Source organism: Nocardiopsis sp. NPDC006832 (genome assembly GCF_040635885.1).
GTDB lineage: Bacteria > Actinomycetota > Actinomycetes > Streptosporangiales > Streptosporangiaceae > Nocardiopsis.
The window spans coordinates 1-19700 of sequence record NZ_JBEYLC010000042.1 but is presented as its reverse complement, the minus strand read 5'-3'; the positions used below and the strand labels follow the sequence as shown (position 1 = coordinate 19700).

At 70.6% G+C, this 19700-nt stretch carries 19 protein-coding genes; 9 read left to right on the top strand and 10 right to left on the bottom strand.

Features of this window, described 5'->3' with window-relative positions:
- Positions 1-44 precede the first annotated feature (44 nt).
- Positions 45-236: a hypothetical protein gene (locus ABZ717_RS19345; RefSeq protein ID WP_157091114.1), complete on the bottom strand. Its 192-nt coding sequence runs from the start codon at positions 234-236 to the stop codon at positions 45-47.
- Between the two features lie 153 nt (positions 237-389).
- Complete coding sequence (locus tag ABZ717_RS19340; protein ID WP_358512346.1) at positions 390-704, bottom strand: hypothetical protein; 315 nt, start codon at positions 702-704, stop codon at positions 390-392.
- A 215-nt stretch (positions 705-919) separates the two neighbouring features.
- Between ABZ717_RS19340 and ABZ717_RS19335 the strand changes: the two genes are divergently transcribed.
- On the top strand, positions 920-1045 hold the full coding sequence (locus ABZ717_RS19335; protein WP_358512343.1) for a hypothetical protein: 126 nt from the start codon (positions 920-922) through the stop codon (positions 1043-1045).
- Between the two features lie 45 nt (positions 1046-1090).
- On the opposite strand, the gene ABZ717_RS19330 is transcribed toward ABZ717_RS19335, so the two are convergent.
- Positions 1091-1921: an NRDE family protein gene (locus ABZ717_RS19330; protein ID WP_358512340.1), complete on the bottom strand. Its 831-nt coding sequence runs from the start codon at positions 1919-1921 to the stop codon at positions 1091-1093.
- A 356-nt stretch (positions 1922-2277) separates the two neighbouring features.
- Here ABZ717_RS19330 and ABZ717_RS19325 point away from each other — a divergent pair, with 356 nt between their 5' ends.
- The 3 genes from ABZ717_RS19325 (at position 2278) to ABZ717_RS19315 (ending at position 6372) form a co-directional block, all read left to right on the top strand.
- Entirely contained in the window at positions 2278-4764 is a 2487-nt protein-coding gene (locus ABZ717_RS19325; RefSeq protein WP_358512337.1) for an HAD-IC family P-type ATPase, read from the top strand.
- 144 nt (positions 4765-4908) lie between these two features.
- Positions 4909-5481, top strand: coding sequence for an NUDIX domain-containing protein (locus tag ABZ717_RS19320; protein ID WP_358512334.1), 573 nt, complete (start codon positions 4909-4911; stop codon positions 5479-5481).
- A gap of 411 nt (positions 5482-5892) precedes the next feature.
- Entirely contained in the window at positions 5893-6372 is a 480-nt protein-coding gene (locus ABZ717_RS19315; RefSeq protein WP_358512332.1) for a nucleoside deaminase, read from the top strand.
- Positions 6373-6414: 42 nt separating this feature from the next.
- On the opposite strand, the gene ABZ717_RS19310 is transcribed toward ABZ717_RS19315, so the two are convergent.
- From ABZ717_RS19310 to lnt, 3 genes are all read right to left on the bottom strand, one after another.
- The gene (locus ABZ717_RS19310) at positions 6415-6738 is read right to left on the bottom strand and encodes a nuclear transport factor 2 family protein (RefSeq protein ID WP_358512329.1); all 324 of its coding nucleotides are present in this window, start codon (positions 6736-6738) and stop codon (positions 6415-6417) included.
- A 144-nt stretch (positions 6739-6882) separates the two neighbouring features.
- Positions 6883-7464: an FxsA family protein gene (locus ABZ717_RS19305; protein ID WP_358512326.1), complete on the bottom strand. Its 582-nt coding sequence runs from the start codon at positions 7462-7464 to the stop codon at positions 6883-6885.
- Between the two features lie 114 nt (positions 7465-7578).
- Positions 7579-9222: an apolipoprotein N-acyltransferase gene (lnt, locus tag ABZ717_RS19300; protein WP_358512323.1), complete on the bottom strand. Its 1644-nt coding sequence runs from the start codon at positions 9220-9222 to the stop codon at positions 7579-7581.
- A gap of 609 nt (positions 9223-9831) precedes the next feature.
- On the opposite strand from lnt, the gene ugpC reads away from it, so the two are divergent.
- A complete protein-coding gene (ugpC, locus tag ABZ717_RS19295) occupies positions 9832-11052 on the top strand; it encodes a sn-glycerol-3-phosphate ABC transporter ATP-binding protein UgpC (RefSeq protein WP_358512321.1) in 1221 nt (406 codons plus the stop codon).
- Between the two features lie 101 nt (positions 11053-11153).
- Here the strand turns inward: ugpC and ABZ717_RS19290 are convergent, their stop codons facing one another.
- On the bottom strand, positions 11154-11651 hold the full coding sequence (locus ABZ717_RS19290) for a TspO/MBR family protein (RefSeq protein WP_358512318.1): 498 nt from the start codon (positions 11649-11651) through the stop codon (positions 11154-11156).
- Positions 11652-11852: 201 nt separating this feature from the next.
- Between ABZ717_RS19290 and ABZ717_RS19285 the strand changes: the two genes are divergently transcribed.
- Both ABZ717_RS19285 and ABZ717_RS19280 read left to right on the top strand, forming a co-directional pair.
- Positions 11853-13967, top strand: coding sequence for a prolyl oligopeptidase family serine peptidase (locus tag ABZ717_RS19285; protein WP_358512315.1), 2115 nt, complete (start codon positions 11853-11855; stop codon positions 13965-13967).
- A 280-nt stretch (positions 13968-14247) separates the two neighbouring features.
- The gene (locus ABZ717_RS19280; protein WP_358512312.1) at positions 14248-15450 is read left to right on the top strand and encodes a cupin domain-containing protein; all 1203 of its coding nucleotides are present in this window, start codon (positions 14248-14250) and stop codon (positions 15448-15450) included.
- Between the two features lie 49 nt (positions 15451-15499).
- Here the strand turns inward: ABZ717_RS19280 and ABZ717_RS19275 are convergent, their stop codons facing one another.
- Positions 15500-16300: a TetR/AcrR family transcriptional regulator gene (locus tag ABZ717_RS19275; RefSeq protein ID WP_358512309.1), complete on the bottom strand. Its 801-nt coding sequence runs from the start codon at positions 16298-16300 to the stop codon at positions 15500-15502.
- A 199-nt stretch (positions 16301-16499) separates the two neighbouring features.
- Between ABZ717_RS19275 and ABZ717_RS19270 the strand changes: the two genes are divergently transcribed.
- Both ABZ717_RS19270 and ABZ717_RS19265 read left to right on the top strand, forming a co-directional pair.
- The gene (locus ABZ717_RS19270; protein ID WP_358512306.1) at positions 16500-17285 is read left to right on the top strand and encodes a DUF2306 domain-containing protein; all 786 of its coding nucleotides are present in this window, start codon (positions 16500-16502) and stop codon (positions 17283-17285) included.
- A 181-nt stretch (positions 17286-17466) separates the two neighbouring features.
- Positions 17467-18327 (top strand): (2Fe-2S)-binding protein, encoded by an 861-nt coding sequence (locus ABZ717_RS19265; RefSeq protein ID WP_358512303.1) that lies wholly within the window; start codon positions 17467-17469, stop codon positions 18325-18327.
- 64 nt (positions 18328-18391) lie between these two features.
- Here the strand turns inward: ABZ717_RS19265 and ABZ717_RS19260 are convergent, their stop codons facing one another.
- A complete protein-coding gene (locus ABZ717_RS19260) occupies positions 18392-18871 on the bottom strand; it encodes a hypothetical protein (RefSeq protein WP_358512300.1) in 480 nt (159 codons plus the stop codon).
- Positions 18872-19002: 131 nt separating this feature from the next.
- A partial coding sequence (locus ABZ717_RS19255) for an MFS transporter (RefSeq protein WP_358512297.1) occupies positions 19003-19700 on the bottom strand: 698 nt, incomplete at its 5' end.

The window sequence follows — 19700 nt, the reverse complement described above, 5'->3', positions numbered from 1 at the left end:
CCCGGGTGATGATGACCGCAGATCGTGTGGGAATACCTCGCCGCTCACCGCTGCTGGGCGGCGAAGGGGAAGGATCCACGACCGATGAGGAGCGCGCTGAGAACGGCGGTGGCGCCACAGACCGCGGCGAGGATCTCGTTCCCCAGTCGCCAGTGCAACAGCGCTCCGCTGACGGAGACGACGTACAGCAACCAGTACGCACCCGACTCCAGATAGTGACCACTGCGGTCGGTCATGGACACCCCCCACCTGTCGGCTCGCGCCGCGACGACCGTCCGGTCCGTCACACAGAGAGACGCCTCGTCCGCACTGGCGGTTTACGTGTGCTTTAGGCGATGACTCACAGTCCCCTGGCCGCCCGCGCCCGGCGACCAGGGAGGAAGGGGTGCTCAGGGGTGGGCGGCCAACTGCAGGTCGAGGAGGTCGAGGTCCTCCGAGGCCGGGAACCCGGGGTCGTCCATCATCGCGCGCAGCCGCCGACGGACGGGCTTGGCCGGAGACCGCTCGGTCACCGGTTCGGCGGCCAGACGGCCCGTCCCGGAGCGGATCCCGGTGGGGGTGCGCATGCTCCAGAAGGTGTTGTCGGCGGCCAAGAGCAGGCCGACGGTGCCGTCGTCGTACACCCGGACCCACTGTCCCACCAGTTCGGCGGGCTCGCCCATGGGACGCAGGGCGGAAGTGGAAACGGGGCGGGCGCTCATCATGACTTGTTCCTCGAGAAGTGATCGGTGTTGACTGCTGTCTCAGAGGAGACTCTCCCGCACCTCACCTATGACGCGCTTTCGGAAAACTTCTACGAGAAGGATTCTCCTACCCGTCGACCCGGGCATGACGTCCCGCGATCGGTCGACCACCGAGGGCCCGTGAAGCGCCCCCTGTGGTTCCGACCGGACCCTTGGGGATGGGGCATAATGCGGCCATGGAAGACACTTTCACCCCCTTCAAGACCGGCGATGACCAGCGTTTCCGGTCCAACGCCCTCCTCGCGATCATCGCCTTCGTGACCGTGACCGTCATGGTGGCCGGGTTCTTCCTGGTCCTCTGACCGGGTGGAGCTCCACGGGAATCCGCGCCGCGGACGCGCCCGAGGTCAGGTCGGGATCATCCGCCAGGCCTCCGGCCGGTCCGGAGCGTCGGTGAAGGCGTAACGCACCCCGTCCCGGGCCAGGGCCAGCAGGGTGACCGATCCGGTCCCCCACACCTGGCCCTCGCCCAGGTCCGCGTGGGCGACGAGTCCCGACGGGTCACCCTGGTCCGGCCCCACACCCGGCGTCCTCGGCTTCGCGTGGGCGGCCTCGGTGACCAGCTCCGGCCACCGCCCCCAGATCCGCCGGACGGCCTCCTCCCCTGTGCCCGTAACGGGGGTGTCGAGTGCGGCCAGGTCGGGATCGGGGCGGGTCCGAGCGAACTCCGGCGTGTGCCGGGCGGCTCGCGGGTCGGCCGGATCCAGCCCCGTGTTGACGATGGTGGTCACCCCCGTGGGCAACGAGCGGGTGTCCGGACAACGCCCGTCCCAGCTGTGCAGCGTGGCGTGGCGCGCGTCGGCGTCCAGCAGGTGGAAGGGCGCGTACCGGGTGGGGTCCTCCCCCTCCAACGGGCCCCGGCCGCCCCTGGGATCGCGCGCACGGCGCGCGAGCGTGCGCAACGGCAGGTCGCCCCTGCTCGCCGGGTAGGCGCCCTCCCAGGGCATGCGACCGTCCCAGGGCCACCCGTTGAGCAGCGCCGCCGTTCTGGGCCCGGTGGGCTCGACGGCCAACCAGGTCCCGCCGGCGAGCCGGTCACGGCCACCGATCAGCGTGGGACGCTCGGGCCAGTGGTGGGCGGGCCCCTCCCAGGGACGCGATCGCATCTCGTCCCGCAACGCGACCACGACCAACGGTGTGGCCGCGTCCGGATCGAACCCGACGATGACGGTGCACATCCATCCCCCTGACGTCGTCTGCTCCAGGGCGAACCCCGCGAGCCCACGATGGTGGTTCCTCCCCCGCTCCGGTGGTGATCGCTCCCCCCGCGCGAGTGGGGCGCGCATCCCTTGGGATCGGGTGGCCGACTTTAGCGCCTTCCCACCGGGACTCTTCTATTCTGGGTCGTTCTACGCTCGTTCTCGTTGACAGAGGGACCGGTGGGACGGGGCGCCCGATGACGCCGTCACGGTTCCTTCGTACTTCCTTGCCCGACCAGGAGTCACGCGTGCCCGAAGAAGCAGACCCGAACCACCGGGGTCCGGCCTCCACAGCGACAGACCCGGGGCCCTCTCCGGGACCGCCGGGGTCGCCGTTGGCTCCCCCGTCCGAGCCCGGGCTCTCGCGACGGCAGGTCGCCGAACGCGTGGCCACCGGACGTACCAACGACGTCCCGGTCCGGGCGAGCCGCAGTGTCGGCCAGATCATCCGGGGCAACGTCTTCACCCGCATCAACGCGATGATCGCGGTGCTGTTCTCCATCATCGCGGTGATCGGCCCCGTCCAGGACGGCCTGTTCGCCATGGTCATCGTGATCAACACGTTCATCGGCATCGTCCAGGAACTGCGGGCCAAGCGGACCCTGGACAAGCTCGCCATCGTCAACGCCGCCCGGCCCCGGGTGGTCCGCGACGGGGCGACGGTCCGCGTGGCCACCCAGGAGATCGTCCTCGACGAGGTCCTGGAGATCGGTGTCGGTGACCAGATCGTCGTGGACGGCGAGGTGACCTGGGCCGGCGGGCTGGAGGTCGACGAGTCACTGCTGACCGGTGAGGCCGACCCGGTGCTCAAGCAGCCGGGCGACACCGTGATGTCGGGCAGCTTCGTGGTGGCGGGCACGGGCCGCTTCCGGGCGACCAAGGTGGGGCGCCACGCCTACGCGGTACGTCTGGCCGAGGAGGCGAGCCGCTTCTCCCTGGTGCGTTCGGAACTGCGTTCGGGGATCGACCTGATCCTGCGCTGGATCACCTTCGCGCTGTTCCCGATCGGCGCCCTGCTCATCTACAGCCAACTCTTCATGGGCGGCCACGTCACCCTGGACGCCGAACCCGTCAGCGGTGGGATCTCCGGTCCCCTGGCCGACGCCCTGCGCAGCATGGTGGCGGCGTTGGTGTCCATGATCCCCGAGGGGCTCATCCTGCTCACCAGCATCGCGTTCGCGGTCGGTGTGATCCGGTTGGGCCGGCACCGGTGCCTGGTACAGGAGCTACCGGCGATCGAGGGTCTGGCCCGCGTCGACGTGGTGTGCACCGACAAGACCGGCACCCTGACCGAGGTCGGGATGAGGCTCGCAGAGGTCCGCGACCTCGGCGGCACCTCCTCTGAGGCCGACGGCGAATCCGCTTCCACCCCCACCGTCGTGTTGGCGGCGCTGGCGGACAGCGACCCCGACCCCAACCCCAGCATGGCCGCGATCGCCGAGGGCCTCACCGCCCAGGGACGACCGGCCCCGGGATGGCGGGTGACGGCGCTGGCCCCGTTCTCCTCGGCGCGCAAGTGGAGCGGGGCGAGCCTGCTCGCCCCCACCGGCGAGGAACACTGGGTGCTGGGCGCGGCCGACGTCCTGGCCCCCTCGGACTCCCCCGCCGCGGCCGAGGCCGCCAGGCTGGGCGCCCAGGGGCTTCGGGTGCTGTTGCTGGCCCGGGCATCGGTACGGGTCGACGCCGAGCTAGCCCCGGGCACCGTTCGTCCGGTGTCCCTGGTGGTCCTGGACCAGCGGGTGCGCGAGGACGCCGGACCGACCCTGGACTACTTCGCCGCCCAGGGCGTGGACGTCAAGATCGTCTCGGGCGACCACGCCGCCTCGGTGGGCGCCGTGGGCCGTGAGCTCTCCCTGCCCGGCGCGGACCGGCCGGTGGACGCCCGGGATCTGCCCGAGGACCCCGAGACGCTCGCGCGCGAGGTGGAGGCCTCTTCGTCGTTCGGTCGCGTGAGCCCCGAACGCAAGCGGGACATGGTGCGCGGCCTGCGCGACCGCGGGCGCACGGTGGCCATGACCGGTGACGGCGTCAACGACGTGCTCGCGCTGAAGGAGGCCGACATCGGGGTGGCGATGGGCGCGGGCAGCCCGGCGTCGCGTTCGGTGGCCCAGTTGGTGTTGTTGGACGATCGGTTCGCCGTGCTGCCGAAGGTGGTGGCCGAGGGTCGTCGGGTGATCGGCAACATCGAACGGGTGGCGAGCCTGTTCCTGACCAAGACCGTGTACACGATGACCTTGGCCATCGTCGTGGGTCTGTTGGCGGTCGCCTACCCCTTCTTCCCTCGGCACGCCACCCTGATCAACGCGGTGACGTTCGGCATCCCCTCGTTCTTCCTGGCGTTGGCGCCCAACACCGACATCGTCCGGCCGGGGTTCGTGCTGCGCACGTTGCGTCTGGCGATCCCGTCGGGGCTGGTGGCGGGGGTCGCGGCGGTGACGACGTACCTGCTGGTGCTGGGTGGGCGCACGGTGCCCGATCCCTCCGACCGCACCGCCGTGGTGATCACGCTGTGCGCGACGACGCTGTGGGTGCTGCTGTTGGTGGCCAAGCCCTATGTGTGGTGGAAGGTGGCGCTGGTCGGCTCCATGGTGGGGCTGTTGACGTTGGCCATGGTGACGCCGGTGGGTCGGTGGTTCTTCGACCTGGACGTGAGCGACCCGACCAAGGTGCTGACCGGGTTGGCCGTGGCCGGGGTGGCGATCGTGGCGATCACGGTGATCCGGGTAGTGGACGATCGGATGATGGCCAAGTCGCGGGCGGCGGCCGACGCGAGGGCCGCAGAGGAGGACGAGGCCGCCCGCGAACGCACTCCGGCCGCCTGAGCCACGTCTTCGAGGGCCCGTGACCGATCGGTCACGGGCCCTTTCCCGTTCCCGACCTGCCCTTCGGTCAGCGTGGGAACTGTTCAGCCACTTCTCTAGCGGCGATGCTGGTCACGCCCTGTGCATGCAAGGACTGGAGCGACTTTGAGCATCCCGAACACGCATATCCGCGCCGTGGTGAGCGACTACCTGGAGCGTTTCCCCAAGGAGGCCGACACGGCCGCTCCCCTGGTCCGGGCCCTGGCCGAGGGCCATGGGCCGGAATCGCCCCAAGGGTGGGGGGTCGAACACGTAACCACGGGAGCCGTGGTCTTGGACCCGTGCTGGCGGGTGCTGATGGTGCGGGACCGGGACCGTGGTCGGTGGATGTTGCCGGGCGGCCCCGTCGTCGAGACCGACGCGTCCCTGCGCGAGGCCGCGCGGGCCCGGTTGGCCGAGGTGGCGGGGCCGGTCGCGGGACAGGTGGAGGAGGCCTCCGGCGACCTGCCGCTCGACCTGGGACCGGGACCGGTGCGCGACTCCCCCGCCTCGGAGGGGTCCGAGCACCGAGGCCCCACCTTCCTGTACCTGTACCGGGCGACGGCCGCGATGATCCCGGCCGGTTCGGGAACCTTCGGCGAACTGGCCTGGCGCCCGCACACCGACGTGCCCTCGGCCCGTCTGGCGGCGAAGATCTCGCAGGCCCTGGCCACCGACCGGGCGACCGCCGGAGTCTGATCCCAAGGCCCGGGCGGCCACCGGCGGGTGGCCGCCGACCGCGTTCAGAGGTTCTTGAAGTAGCGGACGACGGGCAGCGGACCTCCCCGGCCCTCTCCTGTCGGTCGAGTTCGACGGTGGCGAACCCGGCGACCTCGTCCTCGACCACGGCCACACACACCGACTTCCCCGGCGTCCAGGTCGGCCCGCACGTCCCGGCTCTGTGTGGTGCGCCGGTCGCCGACGAGCCCGCCGTAGGGCGGTGTCCCCCAGGACTTGGGCCAGGGAGGCGTGGACGGGTTCCCAGGCCCGCGGGGAGAGGGGCACGACGGCCTCTCGGTCGTCGGGGCTGTACGGTCGGATGCTGATGTCCATGCGAGCGACCTGGCTTCGCGCGGGACCCACCGACAACGACGTTTTCCGGGGGCGTACATGGTGAACGAGACCGATCTGCGGTATCTGGAGCGTGCGGTGGAGCTGGCCGCCGAGGCGCTGGACAAGGGCGACGAACCCTTCGGGTCGGTCCTGGTGTCGGCCGCCGGCGAGGTGGTGTTCGAGGACCACAACCACGTCGCCGGTGGTGACCACACGCGACACCCGGAGTTCGCGATCGCCCGGTGGGCGGCACAGAACCTGACCCCCGAGGAGCGCGCTTCGGCGACGGTGTACACCTCCGGGGAGCACTGCCCGATGTGTTCGGCCGCGCACGCCTGGGTGGGGCTGGGCCGGATCGTGTACGCGAGTTCGTCCGCCCAGTTGACGGGGTGGCTGATGGAGTGGGCCGTGCCCGCCGGCCCGGTTCGCCCGCTGTCGGTGACCGAGGTGGCCCCGGGCGTACCCGTCGACGGCCCCGTGGAGCCCCTGGCCGACCGGGTCCGCACCCTGCAGGCCCGCTTCCACGGCCGGGTCTGACCCGGGCCGGGGCAGAGGACGCCCCCGGCCCGGGCGGGCCGGTCAACCTTCGCGGATGGTCATGCGGGTGATCGTGCCACCGTCCACCTCGAAGGTGAACGCGCTGGTTCCGTTGGCGTGGTCGGAACGCCAGTCTCCGACGACCTGGATCCCGTCGGGGGTGCCCACCACCGACTCCACGGTCAGTACGCCCTGGGATCCGATGAACTCCTGGTCGCTCCAGGTCCTGATCTCCTCGCGCCCGTTGAACTCCCGCCCCCAGTCGTCCACCACGGCGTCGTCGGCGAACAGGTCCAGGGCCCCCTGGTCCTGGGTGTTGACCCGGTCGAAGAACGTGCCCACCGGTTCGGGGATGCTCGTGCTCATGATCGTGGGTTCCTCCCTGTCGTGGCTTCTCGGGAAGGCTTCCCGTTTCCGGTGCGGTCCGGTGTCAAGGGAGGGCAAAGAACGAATTGACGGGGCCCGCCGTGGAAGGTTCCACGGCGGGCCCCGATGGTTCGTGGGACGGGCTCAGGTCTCGTCGTCGGGTTCGAAACGGCCCTGGATGACGCGACCACCCCGGGTCGGGCGGTCGGCGCTCGGGCCGGCCCCTCCCGAGGCTCCCGCAGTTGGCCCCGCCGACGGGCCGCCCGGGGTGAACCCCGGGCCGAAGGGACCACTCTGACCGGGGACGCCGACCCCTCGGGCGGTGAACTCCTCCGCCACCCGTTCCTGCATCTTCGCCATCCGACGGTTCGCCCACCCGGCGAACGCCCAGCGCAGCGCCGGTCGGGTGATCGGGGTGACCATCAGCACGCCCGCCGCCGCGGTGAGGAAGCCCGGGATGACCAGCAGGATTCCACCGGCCATGAGCATGAGGGGATCGAGCAGGCCCTTGCGCGGCTGCTCGCCGGTGCGCATGGCCTCGTCGGCCTGTTGCACGACCTCGCGGAAGGCGCGGCCGGTGTGGCGCAGCACGGCCACGCCCAGGATCATCAGCGAGACCAGCGCGGCCAGGGTCCACGGAACCCCGATCCAACCGCCGACGACGATCATCAGCCAGACTTCGACGAACGGCAGTGCCATCAACGCCAGCACCATCAGCAGCGGCATCGCGAAACCATCCTCAGGGTCGTGGTCCGGGATCGTTCGTCTCCCTGTCCAGAAGAACGTCCCCTCGGGGTGAATGGTTCCCCGGATCGGGTGTCCTCATCTTCGAGGAGGCGTTCAGGGACGGGCACGACGGGCGATCACCGCTGCGGCGATGACGGCGCCCAGGCCCAGGGCTGAGATGAGCGCCTCGGGGACGGCACCGACACGGGTGGCGACGGTGGGCCCGTCCATGGCGGTGAGCTCGGCGACGTGGAAGTCGGGTTCGGCCTCCGGTGAGCGGTAGTCCACGGTGCCGTCCGGCGCGACCACGGCGCTGATGCCGCTGGTGGAGACGACCACCGCGTTTCGGCCGTGTTCGACGGCGCGCAATTGGGTGATGGCCAACTGCTGGTCGGACTGGCCGGTGAAGTTGTAGTTGGCGTTGTTGGTGGGGATCACGATGATCTGGCCACCGGCGGCCACGGACTCGCGTACGGGCGGATCGAAGGCCACGTCGAAGCAGATCCCCACGGCCAGGGTCGTGCCACCGATGTCCAGGGCGCCGGGCTCGGTGCCGGGGACGGCGTCGGAGCTCACCTGCTCCAGCCGGGCGACGAACCGCGTGAAGAAATCACGGTAGGGGACGTACTCGCCGAACGGGACGAGGTAGCGCTTGTCGTAGTGCTCGCCCGGCCCGGTCTCCTCGTCCCACACCACGCTCTGCACGTAGCGGGTGCCGTCGTCGTTGAAGCGGCTCATGCCCCACAGCAGGGGGGCATCGACGTCGGCGGCGGCCGCGTCGATGATCTCGTCGGCCTCCTGGTCGCGGAAGGGGTCGATGTCGCTGGCGTTCTCCGGCAGCACGACCAGGTCGGGTTCGGGGTACTCCCCGGCTCGGACGGCCTCGGCTAGTTCGTGGACGCCGTCGGCGTGGTTGCGCAGCACCTGCATGCGCTCACCCAGGATGGACATCTCACCGACGTTGGGCACGTTGCCCTGGACCATGCCGACGGTGACGGTGTCGGCGGGGGCGGGGCGGCTGATCGCGGGGGCCACCAGACCACCCAGGACGATCGCCGCGCTCGTGGCCAGACCCACGGCGGGCAGCAGGACACGGGCGCGGCCGCGGGCCGCCACGGCGCGCAGGACGGTCCACACCAGCATGGCGCCGGTGAGGGCCACGGCGAAGGTCACCAGGGACGAGGATCCCAGGGCCGCGTAGCCGACGAAGGGGGTGTCGGGCTGGGCGAAGGCGAGTTTGCCCCAGGGGAAGCCTCCGAGGGGCCAGCGTGCCCGTACCGCCTCTTGGGCCACCCACAGGGCGGCGGTCCACAGCGGCCAGTAGGGCAGACGGGTGACGACGGCCAGTCCCATGGCCATGGGGAGGAAGTAGACGGTCTCGGCGGCGGCGATGGCGAGCCACACGTCGACGCCGAAGATGTCCTGCCAGCTCACCAGTGGGACCATGAGGGTGGCGCCGGCCAGGAGGCCCAGCCAGGCGGCGCGACGGGGTCGCGTGCCACCGACGGCGAGCAGGAGCAGGGCGGCGCTGAGCGGTCCGAGCCACCACAACCCGTAGGGCGGAAGCGCCAGGAGTTGGGCCAGACCGGAACCCACCGCGACCAGGGCCCGCCAGAACGGGTCGAGGCGACCCCACCGGTACCCCGGGGACAGGGGGGACCATGTGGTCGCCTCCGTCCTCGTCTCCGGAGCCGTGGCGTCCGCTGAGGATCTCTCGGGGGTCGGGGCGGTACCCGACCCCGTGTGCTCGGCAACCACGTGGGGTGCTCGCTTTCCGCTGGCCGTTGAGGGTCTGCGGTCAGCATATTGGGGGGACGCGGAAAAGGCCCGAGCCACCCTTCGGACCGGCTCCGTCCCGTCGGCGGCGAGCTCGGAAGACCGTTGTCTACTGGATGTTCGGGCCTTTTCCGGGTCCAACCCCCCGCCCGGTCGCGGTACACCGCCCCTCACCCGATCCCAACCGCACCTGGCGCGTGGTGCAGCGTCCAATCGGACGAGTGGGGGCCGCACAACCGGTCCGTCCAGTGCTGGACTGGTCGTTAGGTTACCCAGAGTCCCCGACCTGTTGTCTCAATCTGGAGACCGTGTCGTGGTCGCCGTTTCGAGTGACGGGAGGGGGAATCAGTGATGAACCGTCGGACAGGCTAACGCACCTGGGGCCGACACGCCAGCCGGTCACCGATGGTTTGCACATGACCGCAATCAGATCGAAATAACACTTCCTATGGACATTCCGATCAGGATCCTGTCTGATGTGATCAGCGAAACGACCTGATTCGATCAATTTCGAACATCAGGTCGGCGCGGGGATCACCGGCCACGTGATCCCCTCACCATTGGATATGCCACACCGAGCAGGAGAGTGCCATGGCGGAGATCGTCCTCGAAGGCATCGACAAGATCTACGGCGGCGACGTCAAGGCCGTCGACGACCTGAACCTTCGGATCGAGGACGGCGAGTTCATGGTGCTCGTCGGCCCCTCCGGCTGCGGTAAGTCCACGGCGCTGCGCATGATCGCCGGCCTGGAGGAGATCTCCGCCGGCACCCTGGTCATCGGTGACGAGATCGTCAACGACCGTCCGCCGAAGGACCGCGACATCGCGATGGTCTTCCAGAACTACGCGCTCTACCCGCACATGACCGTCGAACAGAACCTCGCCTTCGGTCTGAAGCTGCGCAAGGTCGCCAAGTCCGAGATCGCCCGCCGCGTCGGCGACGCCGCCGAGATGCTCGGCCTGGAGCCCTACCTCAAGCGCAAGCCGGGCGCCCTCTCCGGTGGTCAGCGCCAGCGTGTGGCCATGGGCCGCGCCATCGTGCGCGAGCCGCGCGCCTTCCTCATGGACGAGCCGCTGTCCAACCTGGACGCGAAGCTGCGCGTGCAGATGCGCGCCTCCCTCAACCAGCTCCACGAGCGTCTCGGTGTCACCACCGTGTACGTCACCCACGACCAGGTCGAGGCGATGACCCTCGGCGACCGGGTCGCGGTGCTGCGCGACGGCCGACTCCAGCAGGTCGACACGCCCAAGCGCCTGTTCGACTCCCCCGTCAACCTGTTCGTGGCCGGCTTCATCGGTTCCCCCTCGATGAACTTCGTCAACGCCGAGTTCAAGCGCGACGGCGACCGCGCCGTGCTGGCCTTCGCCGACCACGAGCTGCCCGTCCCCGACTCGATCCTGGACGCGCGACCGGGCCTGAAGGACTACCTGGGCCGGTCGCTGATCCTGGGCATCCGCCCCTCCGACTTCTCCGACGCCGAGTTCGACGGCAACGACGCCCCGCGTCTGGAGGTCACCGCCAACGTCACGGAGGAGCTGGGCACCGAGATCAACGTGATCTTCGGGGTCGACGCCCCTCCGGTGCGCCACGAGGACGCCACCGCCCTGGCCAAGGACGCCGCCGGCGACGACGAGGAGAGCGCCGAGGCCGCCCTGCCCCTGAATGACAACCGTACGCAGTTCACCGCCCGTGTGAGCCCGCGCAGCAACGTCAGGCCGGGCGTCACCATCAGCCTGTCGGTCGACGTCAGCCAGCTGCACTTCTTCGACGAGGTCAGTGGTCTGGCCATCGGGCACCCCGACAACGTCTGAGACCGCCGGTACCGGTGAGCGGCACGCCCACCGGCATCCAAGACACGAGTCGTGGCCGGCGCCCCGATCCCCCGGGGCGCCGGCCACACCCGTTCCGGCTTCTAGTTCAGCAGCCGGATCGCCAGGGTGAGCGCGGTGGCGAACAGGACCCACGCCAGGTAGGGGACGAGCAACCACATCGCCACCCGGCTGTGTCGCCGGGCCGCCCAGGTCGTCAGGGCCACCGCCACCGCGAGCATCGAGATGTCGACCAGCGCCAGGTCGATCAGTCCGAACCCGAAGAACAGCGGGGTCCAGGCGGCGTTCAACAGCAGTTGGACCGCGAACAGGGTGAGGAAGAGCGCCGAGCCGTCGGCGCCGGCCGCCCGCCACACCAGCCAGCCCGCGACGGCGATCACGACGTAGAGCGCGGTCCAGACCGGACCGAACAACCATGAGGGCGGGGCCCAGGCCGGCAGCTCCAGACCGGCGTAGACGGCACCGGATCCGGTGGCCGCGGTGCTTCCGACCAGCGCGGTGGCCAGCACGGCGGCGGCGAAACAGAGGGCTCCCACCACACTTCCGACAGTGGTGGGTTCCGACGTGGTCCTGCGCTCCATGGGTTCCTTCCCGAAGCGGGGGGCGGACTTCCTCGATCGTTCTCCAGTGGACTTCTCCAGAGTCCTACCCACTCGACCGCTCCTCGGAGGGGTGGTTCGAGCAGGCCCCGACGACAAACCTTCCTCTTGGGTGACAATCCGACCACCCGGGGGTCAGGTATCTGGTGCTTGACCGTCGTGTCGGCCCGCTTGAAACATGTGATGGTGCGTAACCGAACCCCCGGAGCCGCCCTCGCCCCCGATCCGGCGTCGGTCGTGGACACCCTGCATGGTCGTCCCGTCCCCGACCCCTATCGGTGGTTGGAGTCCGCGGACAGCCCGGAAACACTCCGTTGGTTGGAGGAGCGCGCCCGCGAGTACGAGCGCGAGGCCGTGGGCTGGCCCCTGCGCGAACGCCTGGCCGACCGGATCCGAGAGCTGGTCGCCACCGACCTGTGGAGCGTTCCGACGCACCGCCCCGGGGCGGTGTTCGCCACGCTGCGTCCGTCCGGAGGCGAGCACCCGAGGTTGGTGGTCCTGCCCGACCCCTCCGACCAGACCTCCGACCCTTCCGCCCCCGTCACCCCGCGCACCGTCTACGACCCCTGCGCGGAGGACCCGACCGGGCGCACCACCCTGGACGCCTGGGAGCCCGGTCCCGACGGCACGTTGGTCGCCCTGCAGACCTCCACCGGCGGGGTGGAGCACGGCCGGCTGCGCGTGGTCCGGGTGGCCGACGGCACCCCCGTGGGTCCGGTCGTGCCCCGCGTGCGCTACTCGCACGTGGCGTGGCTACCGGCGGACGAGCGCTCCTTCTTCTACGTCCGCCGCGACGGTGCCCAGGGCGTGCGCGGGGTGTGGCTGCGCCGGGTGAGCGACGGCACGGAGACCCTGGTGCACGCCTGCACCGGGCCGGGAACCGTCCCGGGGGTGAAGGTGCTGGACGGGCGTTGGCTGCTGGTGACCGAGAGCCACGGGACCGGGCATCGCACCGACCTGTGGTTGGCCGACCTGACCGCCGGGTCCCCGCGCCGACCCGACCTGCGCCCCCTCCAGGTGGGGCACGAGGCCGAGACCGAGGTGCGCGCGGGCCCCGACGGGCTGCTGTACCTGCGCACCACCCTGGGCGCTCCCAGGCGCCGTGTCTGCGTGGTCGACCCGGAGCGCCCCCTACCCGAGCACTGGCACGAGGTGGTCGCCGAGGACCCCGGTGCGACCCTGGACGCGTTCTGTCCCCAGCCGGGCGTCGACGGCGCGGAACCGGCCGTGCTGGTGGTGCGCACCCGGTTGGGGATCAGCGAGGTCACCGCGCACGACGCGGTCTCCGGGGCGCTGCGGTATCGGGTGGAGCCGCCCGGGGAGGGCATGGTGTCCACCCCCGTTCCCTCCCCCGACGGCTCGGTGTACCTGGGCTACGCGGACGTGTCCACCCAGCAGCGGGTGCTGCGACTGGCGCCGGGCGAACGCGTGCCCGTCCCCTGGCCGCCCGGCACCGGTCGGGCGGCGCCCTCCCCGAGGGTGGAACGCACCGTGGTGTGGTGCCGCTCCCAGGACGGCACCCGGGTTCCGGTCACCGTCTTCGACGCCTCCGACGGCTCCGGGCGGCGTCCGCTGCTGCTGCACGCCTACGGGGGGTTCGGCCGTCCCCGCCAGTTCGGGTTCGGCGCCACCGTGTTGGCCTGGCTGCTCAGCGGCGGCCGCTACGCGGTGGCCCACGTGCGCGGCGGCGGTGACGCCGGACGACGCTGGCACCTGGACGGGTCGGGCCGTAACAAACCACGGGCGGTCCAGGACCTGGTGGCCGCCGCCGACCACCTGGTCGAGACCCGGTGGTGCGCCCGGGACCAGTTGTGCCTGTCGGGCGGATCCGCCGGAGGGCTGCTCGTGCTCGCCGCGACCACCGCCAGACCCGACCTGTGCGCGGCGGTGATCGCCTCGGCCCCGCTCGCCGACATGGCCCGCTTCGAACGCATGGGGCTGGGCCGGATGTGGACGCGCGAGTTCGGCAGCGCGACCGACCCCGAAGACTTCGCCGCCCTCATGTCCTACTCCCCCTACCACCGGGCCCTGGAGAGCGCGCGCCGCACCCCGGGGCTGGGCCACCCCGCCGTGCTGCTCACCGGGTTCGCCGGGGACACCCGGACCGACGCCGCCCACCCGCGCAAGATGTGCGCGGCGCTACTCGCCACGGGTCGGTACGAACAAGGGCGTCCACCCGCCCTGCTGCGATACGAGCGCGACGTGGGACACGGTCCACGCTCGGTCGGCAGGGCCATAGCGCTGGCCGCGGACGCCCACGCGTTCGCGGCGCACCGGACGGGGCTGACCGGCTGCTGAGAGGCACCGGGACGGCCCTGGTCAAGAGGAATCGAACACTTCCACAGAAAGCGAGGTGCGGTATGGACCCCATCGAGGTCGAGGTCGAGGACCTGGCGGAGGTGACCTCCCGCGACATCACCGCGGGCGGCGACAATGACGGTACCGACTCCAGCTCCGACTTCATCTGATCAGGTCCGCCCGGCCCGGCCTACTCTTCCAGCCGGGCCGGGCGGGTCCCCCGCTCGCCCTTGGTGTCCGCGCGCCCAGAATCGTCTCCCCTCCCGTCGAAAGGACCGCCGTGACCGAGCCCGGCCGCCTGTTCAGCCAAGCCCTGTGCGACGTCGTGGGCCGCGACGCCCTGACCACCCGCCTGTCCGAGGAGTTCGTCTTCACCGACCTGGGCGAGGACGCCGTACGTTCGCTGTTCACCCTGGAGGACCTCAACCACGTGCTGGCCGCGTGCGCGCCCGAGCCGCCGCGGTTGCGGCTGCACCGGGAGGGCTCCCCGGTTCCGTTGGACCGCTACACCGAGACCGGCACCGCCTCACGCGAGGCCCGCCGGATCGTGCGCCCGGAGGCGTTGTACAAGGAGCTGCGGGGCGGTTCCAGCCTGGTTCTGGACGGGGTGGACCGGATGCATCCGGCGGTGGGCGCGGCCGCCGACGACCTGATGCGGCTGGTGCGCGAACGCGCGCAGGCCAACCTGTACCTGATCTGGGGCGACTCGCGCGGGTTCGACACCCACTGGGACGACCACGACACGATGATCGTGCAGCTGGCGGGGTCCAAGCACTGGCAGGTGCACGGCCCGGGTACCCGGCCGTTCCCGATGAAGAACGACACCGATCACACCCACACCCCGCCGCGCGACGCCGAGGGGCTACCGCACCAGGTGTGGGAGGGCGTGCTGCGGCCGGGGCAGGTGCTCCACGTGCCGCGCGGGTGGTGGCACACGGTGACCGGCAACGGTGAGATGAGCATGCATCTGACCTTCGGGTTCACCCGGGCGACCGGGATCGACTGGGCGGAGGCGTTGGTGCGCCGGCTCTTCGAGGAGGAGCCGTTCCGGCGCGACCTGCCGCGCTTCGCCGACCCGGAAACGCGCCGAAAGCACCGGCACGAGCTGACGGCCCGGCTGACGGAGCTGGCGGAGGAGGCGGACCTGGACGCCTTCCTGGCCGAACGGGACGCGCGCTTCCCACGCAGGACGTCGTTCTCGCTGCCCTGGCCGGTGGAGGACGTGGTGCCCGGCCCGAAGGCACGGGTGGGGTTCGTGCCGATCCTGCCACCGCCGATGGAACGTGAGGGTGACAAGGTCGCCCTCACGGTCGCGGGCAAGCGGTACCGGCTGCCGGCGGTCACCGAACCGGTGCTGGAGACGCTCGCCGAACACCGTGAGCTGACCGTGGCGGAGCTGGCCGCGGCGGCGGGTGTGGAGGTGGGTTCGTGTGGCCGGGTGGTGGCCGCGTTGGTCCGCCACCACCTGGTTCTGGTGCGTTGAGGGCGGCCGGGGTGTGGCATCCGCGTGCGGGTGCCGCACCCCGGCCCTGTCAGGCTCCGCCGGTGGTGCCGCGGGCGCGCACGTAGGACTCGATGCCGTCGAGTACCCGTCGGATTCCGAAGTCCAGTTCGTGGGTGGGCTCCCCCGCCCTTTCGGTGGCCTGGGCCGTGGGCTGTGGCTCCAGCACCTGTTCATGGAGCATGAGGGCGATGGTGGGGAACTCCTCCTCGGTGACCACCCTGCGCAGGCCCCGGCTGTAGTCGCGTTCGACCTCGGTCAGGGTGTTGCCCGTGGTTCGCGCGGCATCGGCCATTTCGGTCTCCAGCCGCACGTTCTCGCGCAGTGCCGCCGAGAGCAGCATGAGCATCTGGACCGCCTCCCCCACGTCCAGGCCCGAGCCCACCAGTTCGCGTAGCCCCGCCTCCATCCAGCGCAGACCGTTGGGGCCGCCGGGTGGTCCGGAGAAGGCGACCCGCACCACCCAGGAGCGGTGACGGTAGAGCTCCAGGACGCTGTGGCACCACTCCTCCAGTCCGGCACGCCAGTCACCGTCGGCGCGGGGCCCGGGGGGAGCCCCTTCCATCGCGGCGTCGAGCATCAGGACGAGCAGGTCCTCCTTGCTGTCCACGTGTCGGTACAGCGACATCGTCGTGTAGCCCAATTCCTTGGACACGCGCTGCATGGAGACGGCCTCGATGCCCTCGGCGTCGGCGACGTCGAGGGCCGCGCGGATCACGACCTCTCGGCTGAGCCTGGGTTTGGGGCCGCGCCTTCGAGGTGGGGAGTCCAGCCCCCAGAGCAGTTCCACGTCCCGCGCCATCCGGCTTTTGGGCGCGTCCTCTGTCGTCATGGGCCACCAGTCGTCGGGTTCGTCGTTGACACCATCCTAGAACTGTGTATTGAATACACTTATCAGTATGCGGCATACACAGTTCAGGGAGCGCACGCCATGAGCCCAAAACCCCTTGGCGTTCCCCGTCACCATGCTCTCGACCGGATTCTCGCCCGCGGACCCCGCGAGCACCCGAACATCCCAAGGAGACCCGACGATGGCACCCACCCCATCGACCCGCACGACCACACCGCCATCCCGGCGACGCCCGCCCGCGTCACCCGCTCCGTGGTGGCGCCGGCCCTGGATCCTGCCGTTGGCCCTGTTCAGCGTCACGTTCCTGCTCTACTCCGTTCCGCCCTACCTGAGCCTGGACCCGGCCGACTCACGACTTCCCTTACCGGAGAGCCCCTCCTGGTACTTCCCGATGCTCCTCACCCACATCTTCGGCGGAACGCTGCTGACGCTGCTGGTGATCCTCCAGGTGTGGCCATGGCTGCGCACCCGTCATCCGGCCGTGCACCGCTGGAGCGGGCGGGTGTACGTCTGGTCGGGGGTCCCCCTGGTCGGGGTTCCGGCGCTGCTCATCGCGCCGTTCAGCGGCACCGGCGGAAGCGCCCAGATCGGCAACACCGTGTGGGCGGTGTTGTGGCTGACCTTCACACTCTTGGGCTATGTCATGGCTCGACGACGGCGTTTCGCCGAACACCGCGAGTGGATGCTGCGCAGCTTCGCCCTCATCTACGGCATCGCGTTCAACCGCGTGCTCCTCATCGTCTTGATGATGATCATGTCGCCGCGTCTGGAAACGGTCTATGGCGGGGACCTCGACGCCTTGGGGCTGGACGTGGGCACGGCGTCGGGCTTCCTATCGTGGGTCCTGCCGCTGCTCTTCGTGGAGTGGTGGCTCAAGTACCGCCGCCGTCCTCGGCGCGAGCGCGGCCCGACACCGCGAGCCGATCTCGTCCGCCCCGGCGGCCGGAACCACCCACCCGGCCCCTGAACTGGGAACTCTGGTCCCACCTTTGGGCAAACTCGGGTCGCCGAGGATTGCTACCGCGACTTTCGTTAGGGTAGCCTCACTTCATAGGCGCAGATGTACCCGGCCCCGGTGGTAGCTGCGACCACGGCTTCCCCCGGACGAGACTTCGGCTTTCATCTTGCGACGAAGGGCAGGTTCCGCGGTGACCCAAGATCCGCTCAACGCGATCCGCGCCGTCAGTACACGGCTCAAGTTCGCGCCGCTGCCCGAGATCGTCGACTTCGAGACCCTCCAGCGGCGGCCGTTCGACGGCACCCAGTGCCACAGCGTCACGTCGATGGCCGCCGAGGGTTGGCTGCCCGTGCTGTTCGACAAGTTGCGTACCGAACACGGGCCCGGACACCGGCTGCCCGCCGCCACCAACTTCCTCCGGGTCACCCTGCGCGAGCCCCTCTTCCTGGTGGCGTCCTCGCTGTACCTGACCGGTCGCGCGCCCCTGCTCGACCCGGACACGCTACGTCTGCCGTGGGACACCGCCGAGGCCCGCTTTCGCACCCCGATCGTGGTCGACACCCACATGGTGGTCCTGCCCGACGACCCTGCCGCCGACCACCCCACCACCGTGGTCGCCCGCGACGAGGACGAACAGCTGCGGCTGACCGCCGAGGCGCTGTTCGCCACCCTCGAACCGCTCATCGACGCCCTGCAGGAGCACTCCCGGGCGGGCAAACGCACCCTGTGGGGCTGGGTCATGGACACCCTGCACTTCTACATGCTCAACCCGGCGCGCTACCTGGGACGGGACGCCGAACAGGCCTGGGACCTGGCCACCCGGCTGGGCGACGCGGTGATCGAGGCCGGCGCCATCACCCGCAAGCGGCCCCGCCTGTTCCCCTTCGCCCCGGGTCACCCCCGCGGCACCTGGGCGGTACGAGGCACCTGCTGCTTCGACTACAAGGGCGACCCCGAACACGGCTACTGCACGACGTGTCCGCTCAAGTGCGACAGCGAACGGAAGGAGGACCTGTCGGAGTGGCTGCGCGACCCCGCGCTGGCGCCCTGATCGGACCTTCGTGACCGCGGCCCGTCCCCGCCCTTCGGGGGGACGGGCGCTTCACGTTCCCGGCTCAAAGGAACGGGGCGGCCTCCACCGGGCCGACACCGTCCGGGGCGGGGGCCGTCGAATCGTCGGCCGCCGCGCTGAAGAGCAGCACCGACGCGCATCCGCCCAGGAGCAGGAGCAACAGGAGCAGCACGCCACAGCCGATTCCCAGGATCCTGCCCCAAGGTGTCGGCCGGACCGGTGGCGGCCCGGTCCCGGGGACGTAACCACCGGCGTTGCCGTAGTCGACCGGGCCACTGGGGTAATCGCCATAGCCGGGGGCGTAGCCGGCCTGTTCGGGTCCGGCCCACTCGGGGCCGCTGGGCCCCTGGGACAACTCCCCCGGCTCACCGGACCCTTCGGGTGTTCGGCGCGGCGGCTCCCCCGGTGGCCCATCACCGTCCCCCATCGGGTCTCCCGGCCGCCATTCCTCCGGCGGACGGTGGTTCACCGGATCCCGCTCCGGCCCCTGTCCCGGCCCGTCCCCGGGCTCCCGCTCACTCACTGAGAACACCCCTTCGTCCAACGAAGGTCGGCCCACCCATCGACGGTGGGCGCCCCGAATCCGCAGATTAACCGGGCGCGGGCGCGGGACGGGGAGGTTCGCGGGGTGTTTCCGGTAAAGGTCCGGGTGTCTCACCCACGGCCGGTCGCCCGCGCACGGATCGCGAGGACGAACACGGGGAGCGTGAACAGGGCGGCGAACAGGTTGAGCCCACCGAAACCGGCCACCGACAACACCACCCCGGACAGGGCGCCGGCGCCCGCCCCGCCCAGGTTCATCACCAGGTCGCTGAAGCCCTGCGCCGGGGGGCGGATCTCCGCCGAGAGCGACTCGGCCAACAGCGCGCTGCCCGCCACCAGCGATCCAGACCAGCCCAACCCCAACAGCACCAGGCCGATGGTCACCTGAACCTCGTCGTGCCCGGCCGTACCCGAGACCACGGCGGACACCAACAGCACCCCCTGCCCCACCAACATCACCGGGACACGACCGAAGCGGTCGGAGAGCCAGCCCACCACCGGTGAGAGCGCGTACATGCCGGCGATGTGCAGGGAGATCGTGAGTCCCACGACGGTGAGCGCGGACCCGTGATGGCTCATGTGGACCGGGGTCATCGTCATGACGCCGACCATCACGGCGTGCCCGGCCACGATCCCCACCACGGCCAACAGCGCCGAGGGGCTGCGACCGATCGCCCGTACCCCCTCGACCATGGTCGAGGAGGGGGACTTCGCACCGTTGACTGAATGGTCGGCGGTGGCCATCCGCAGCGGGTCGGGGCGCAGCAACACCGCGATGAGCGCGGCACCGCCCAGGAAACCCACCGTGG

Coding starts and splice junctions, on each gene's coding strand:
- ABZ717_RS19345 (WP_157091114.1), bottom strand. CDS start 236: ATGACCGACCGCAGTGGTCACTATCTGGAGTCGGGTGCGTACTGGTTG.
- ABZ717_RS19340 (WP_358512346.1), bottom strand. CDS start 704: ATGATGAGCGCCCGCCCCGTTTCCACTTCCGCCCTGCGTCCCATGGGC.
- ABZ717_RS19335 (WP_358512343.1), top strand. CDS start 920: ATGGAAGACACTTTCACCCCCTTCAAGACCGGCGATGACCAGCGTTTC.
- ABZ717_RS19330 (WP_358512340.1), bottom strand. CDS start 1,921: ATGTGCACCGTCATCGTCGGGTTCGATCCGGACGCGGCCACACCGTTG.
- ABZ717_RS19315 (WP_358512332.1), top strand. CDS start 5,893: ATGGTGAACGAGACCGATCTGCGGTATCTGGAGCGTGCGGTGGAGCTG.
- ABZ717_RS19310 (WP_358512329.1), bottom strand. CDS start 6,738: ATGAGCACGAGCATCCCCGAACCGGTGGGCACGTTCTTCGACCGGGTC.
- ABZ717_RS19305 (WP_358512326.1), bottom strand. CDS start 7,464: ATGCCGCTGCTGATGGTGCTGGCGTTGATGGCACTGCCGTTCGTCGAA.
- ugpC (WP_358512321.1), top strand. CDS start 9,832: ATGGCGGAGATCGTCCTCGAAGGCATCGACAAGATCTACGGCGGCGAC.
- ABZ717_RS19290 (WP_358512318.1), bottom strand. CDS start 11,651: ATGGAGCGCAGGACCACGTCGGAACCCACCACTGTCGGAAGTGTGGTG.
- ABZ717_RS19285 (WP_358512315.1), top strand. CDS start 11,853: ATGGTGCGTAACCGAACCCCCGGAGCCGCCCTCGCCCCCGATCCGGCG.
- ABZ717_RS19275 (WP_358512309.1), bottom strand. CDS start 16,300: ATGACGACAGAGGACGCGCCCAAAAGCCGGATGGCGCGGGACGTGGAA.
- ABZ717_RS19270 (WP_358512306.1), top strand. CDS start 16,500: ATGGCACCCACCCCATCGACCCGCACGACCACACCGCCATCCCGGCGA.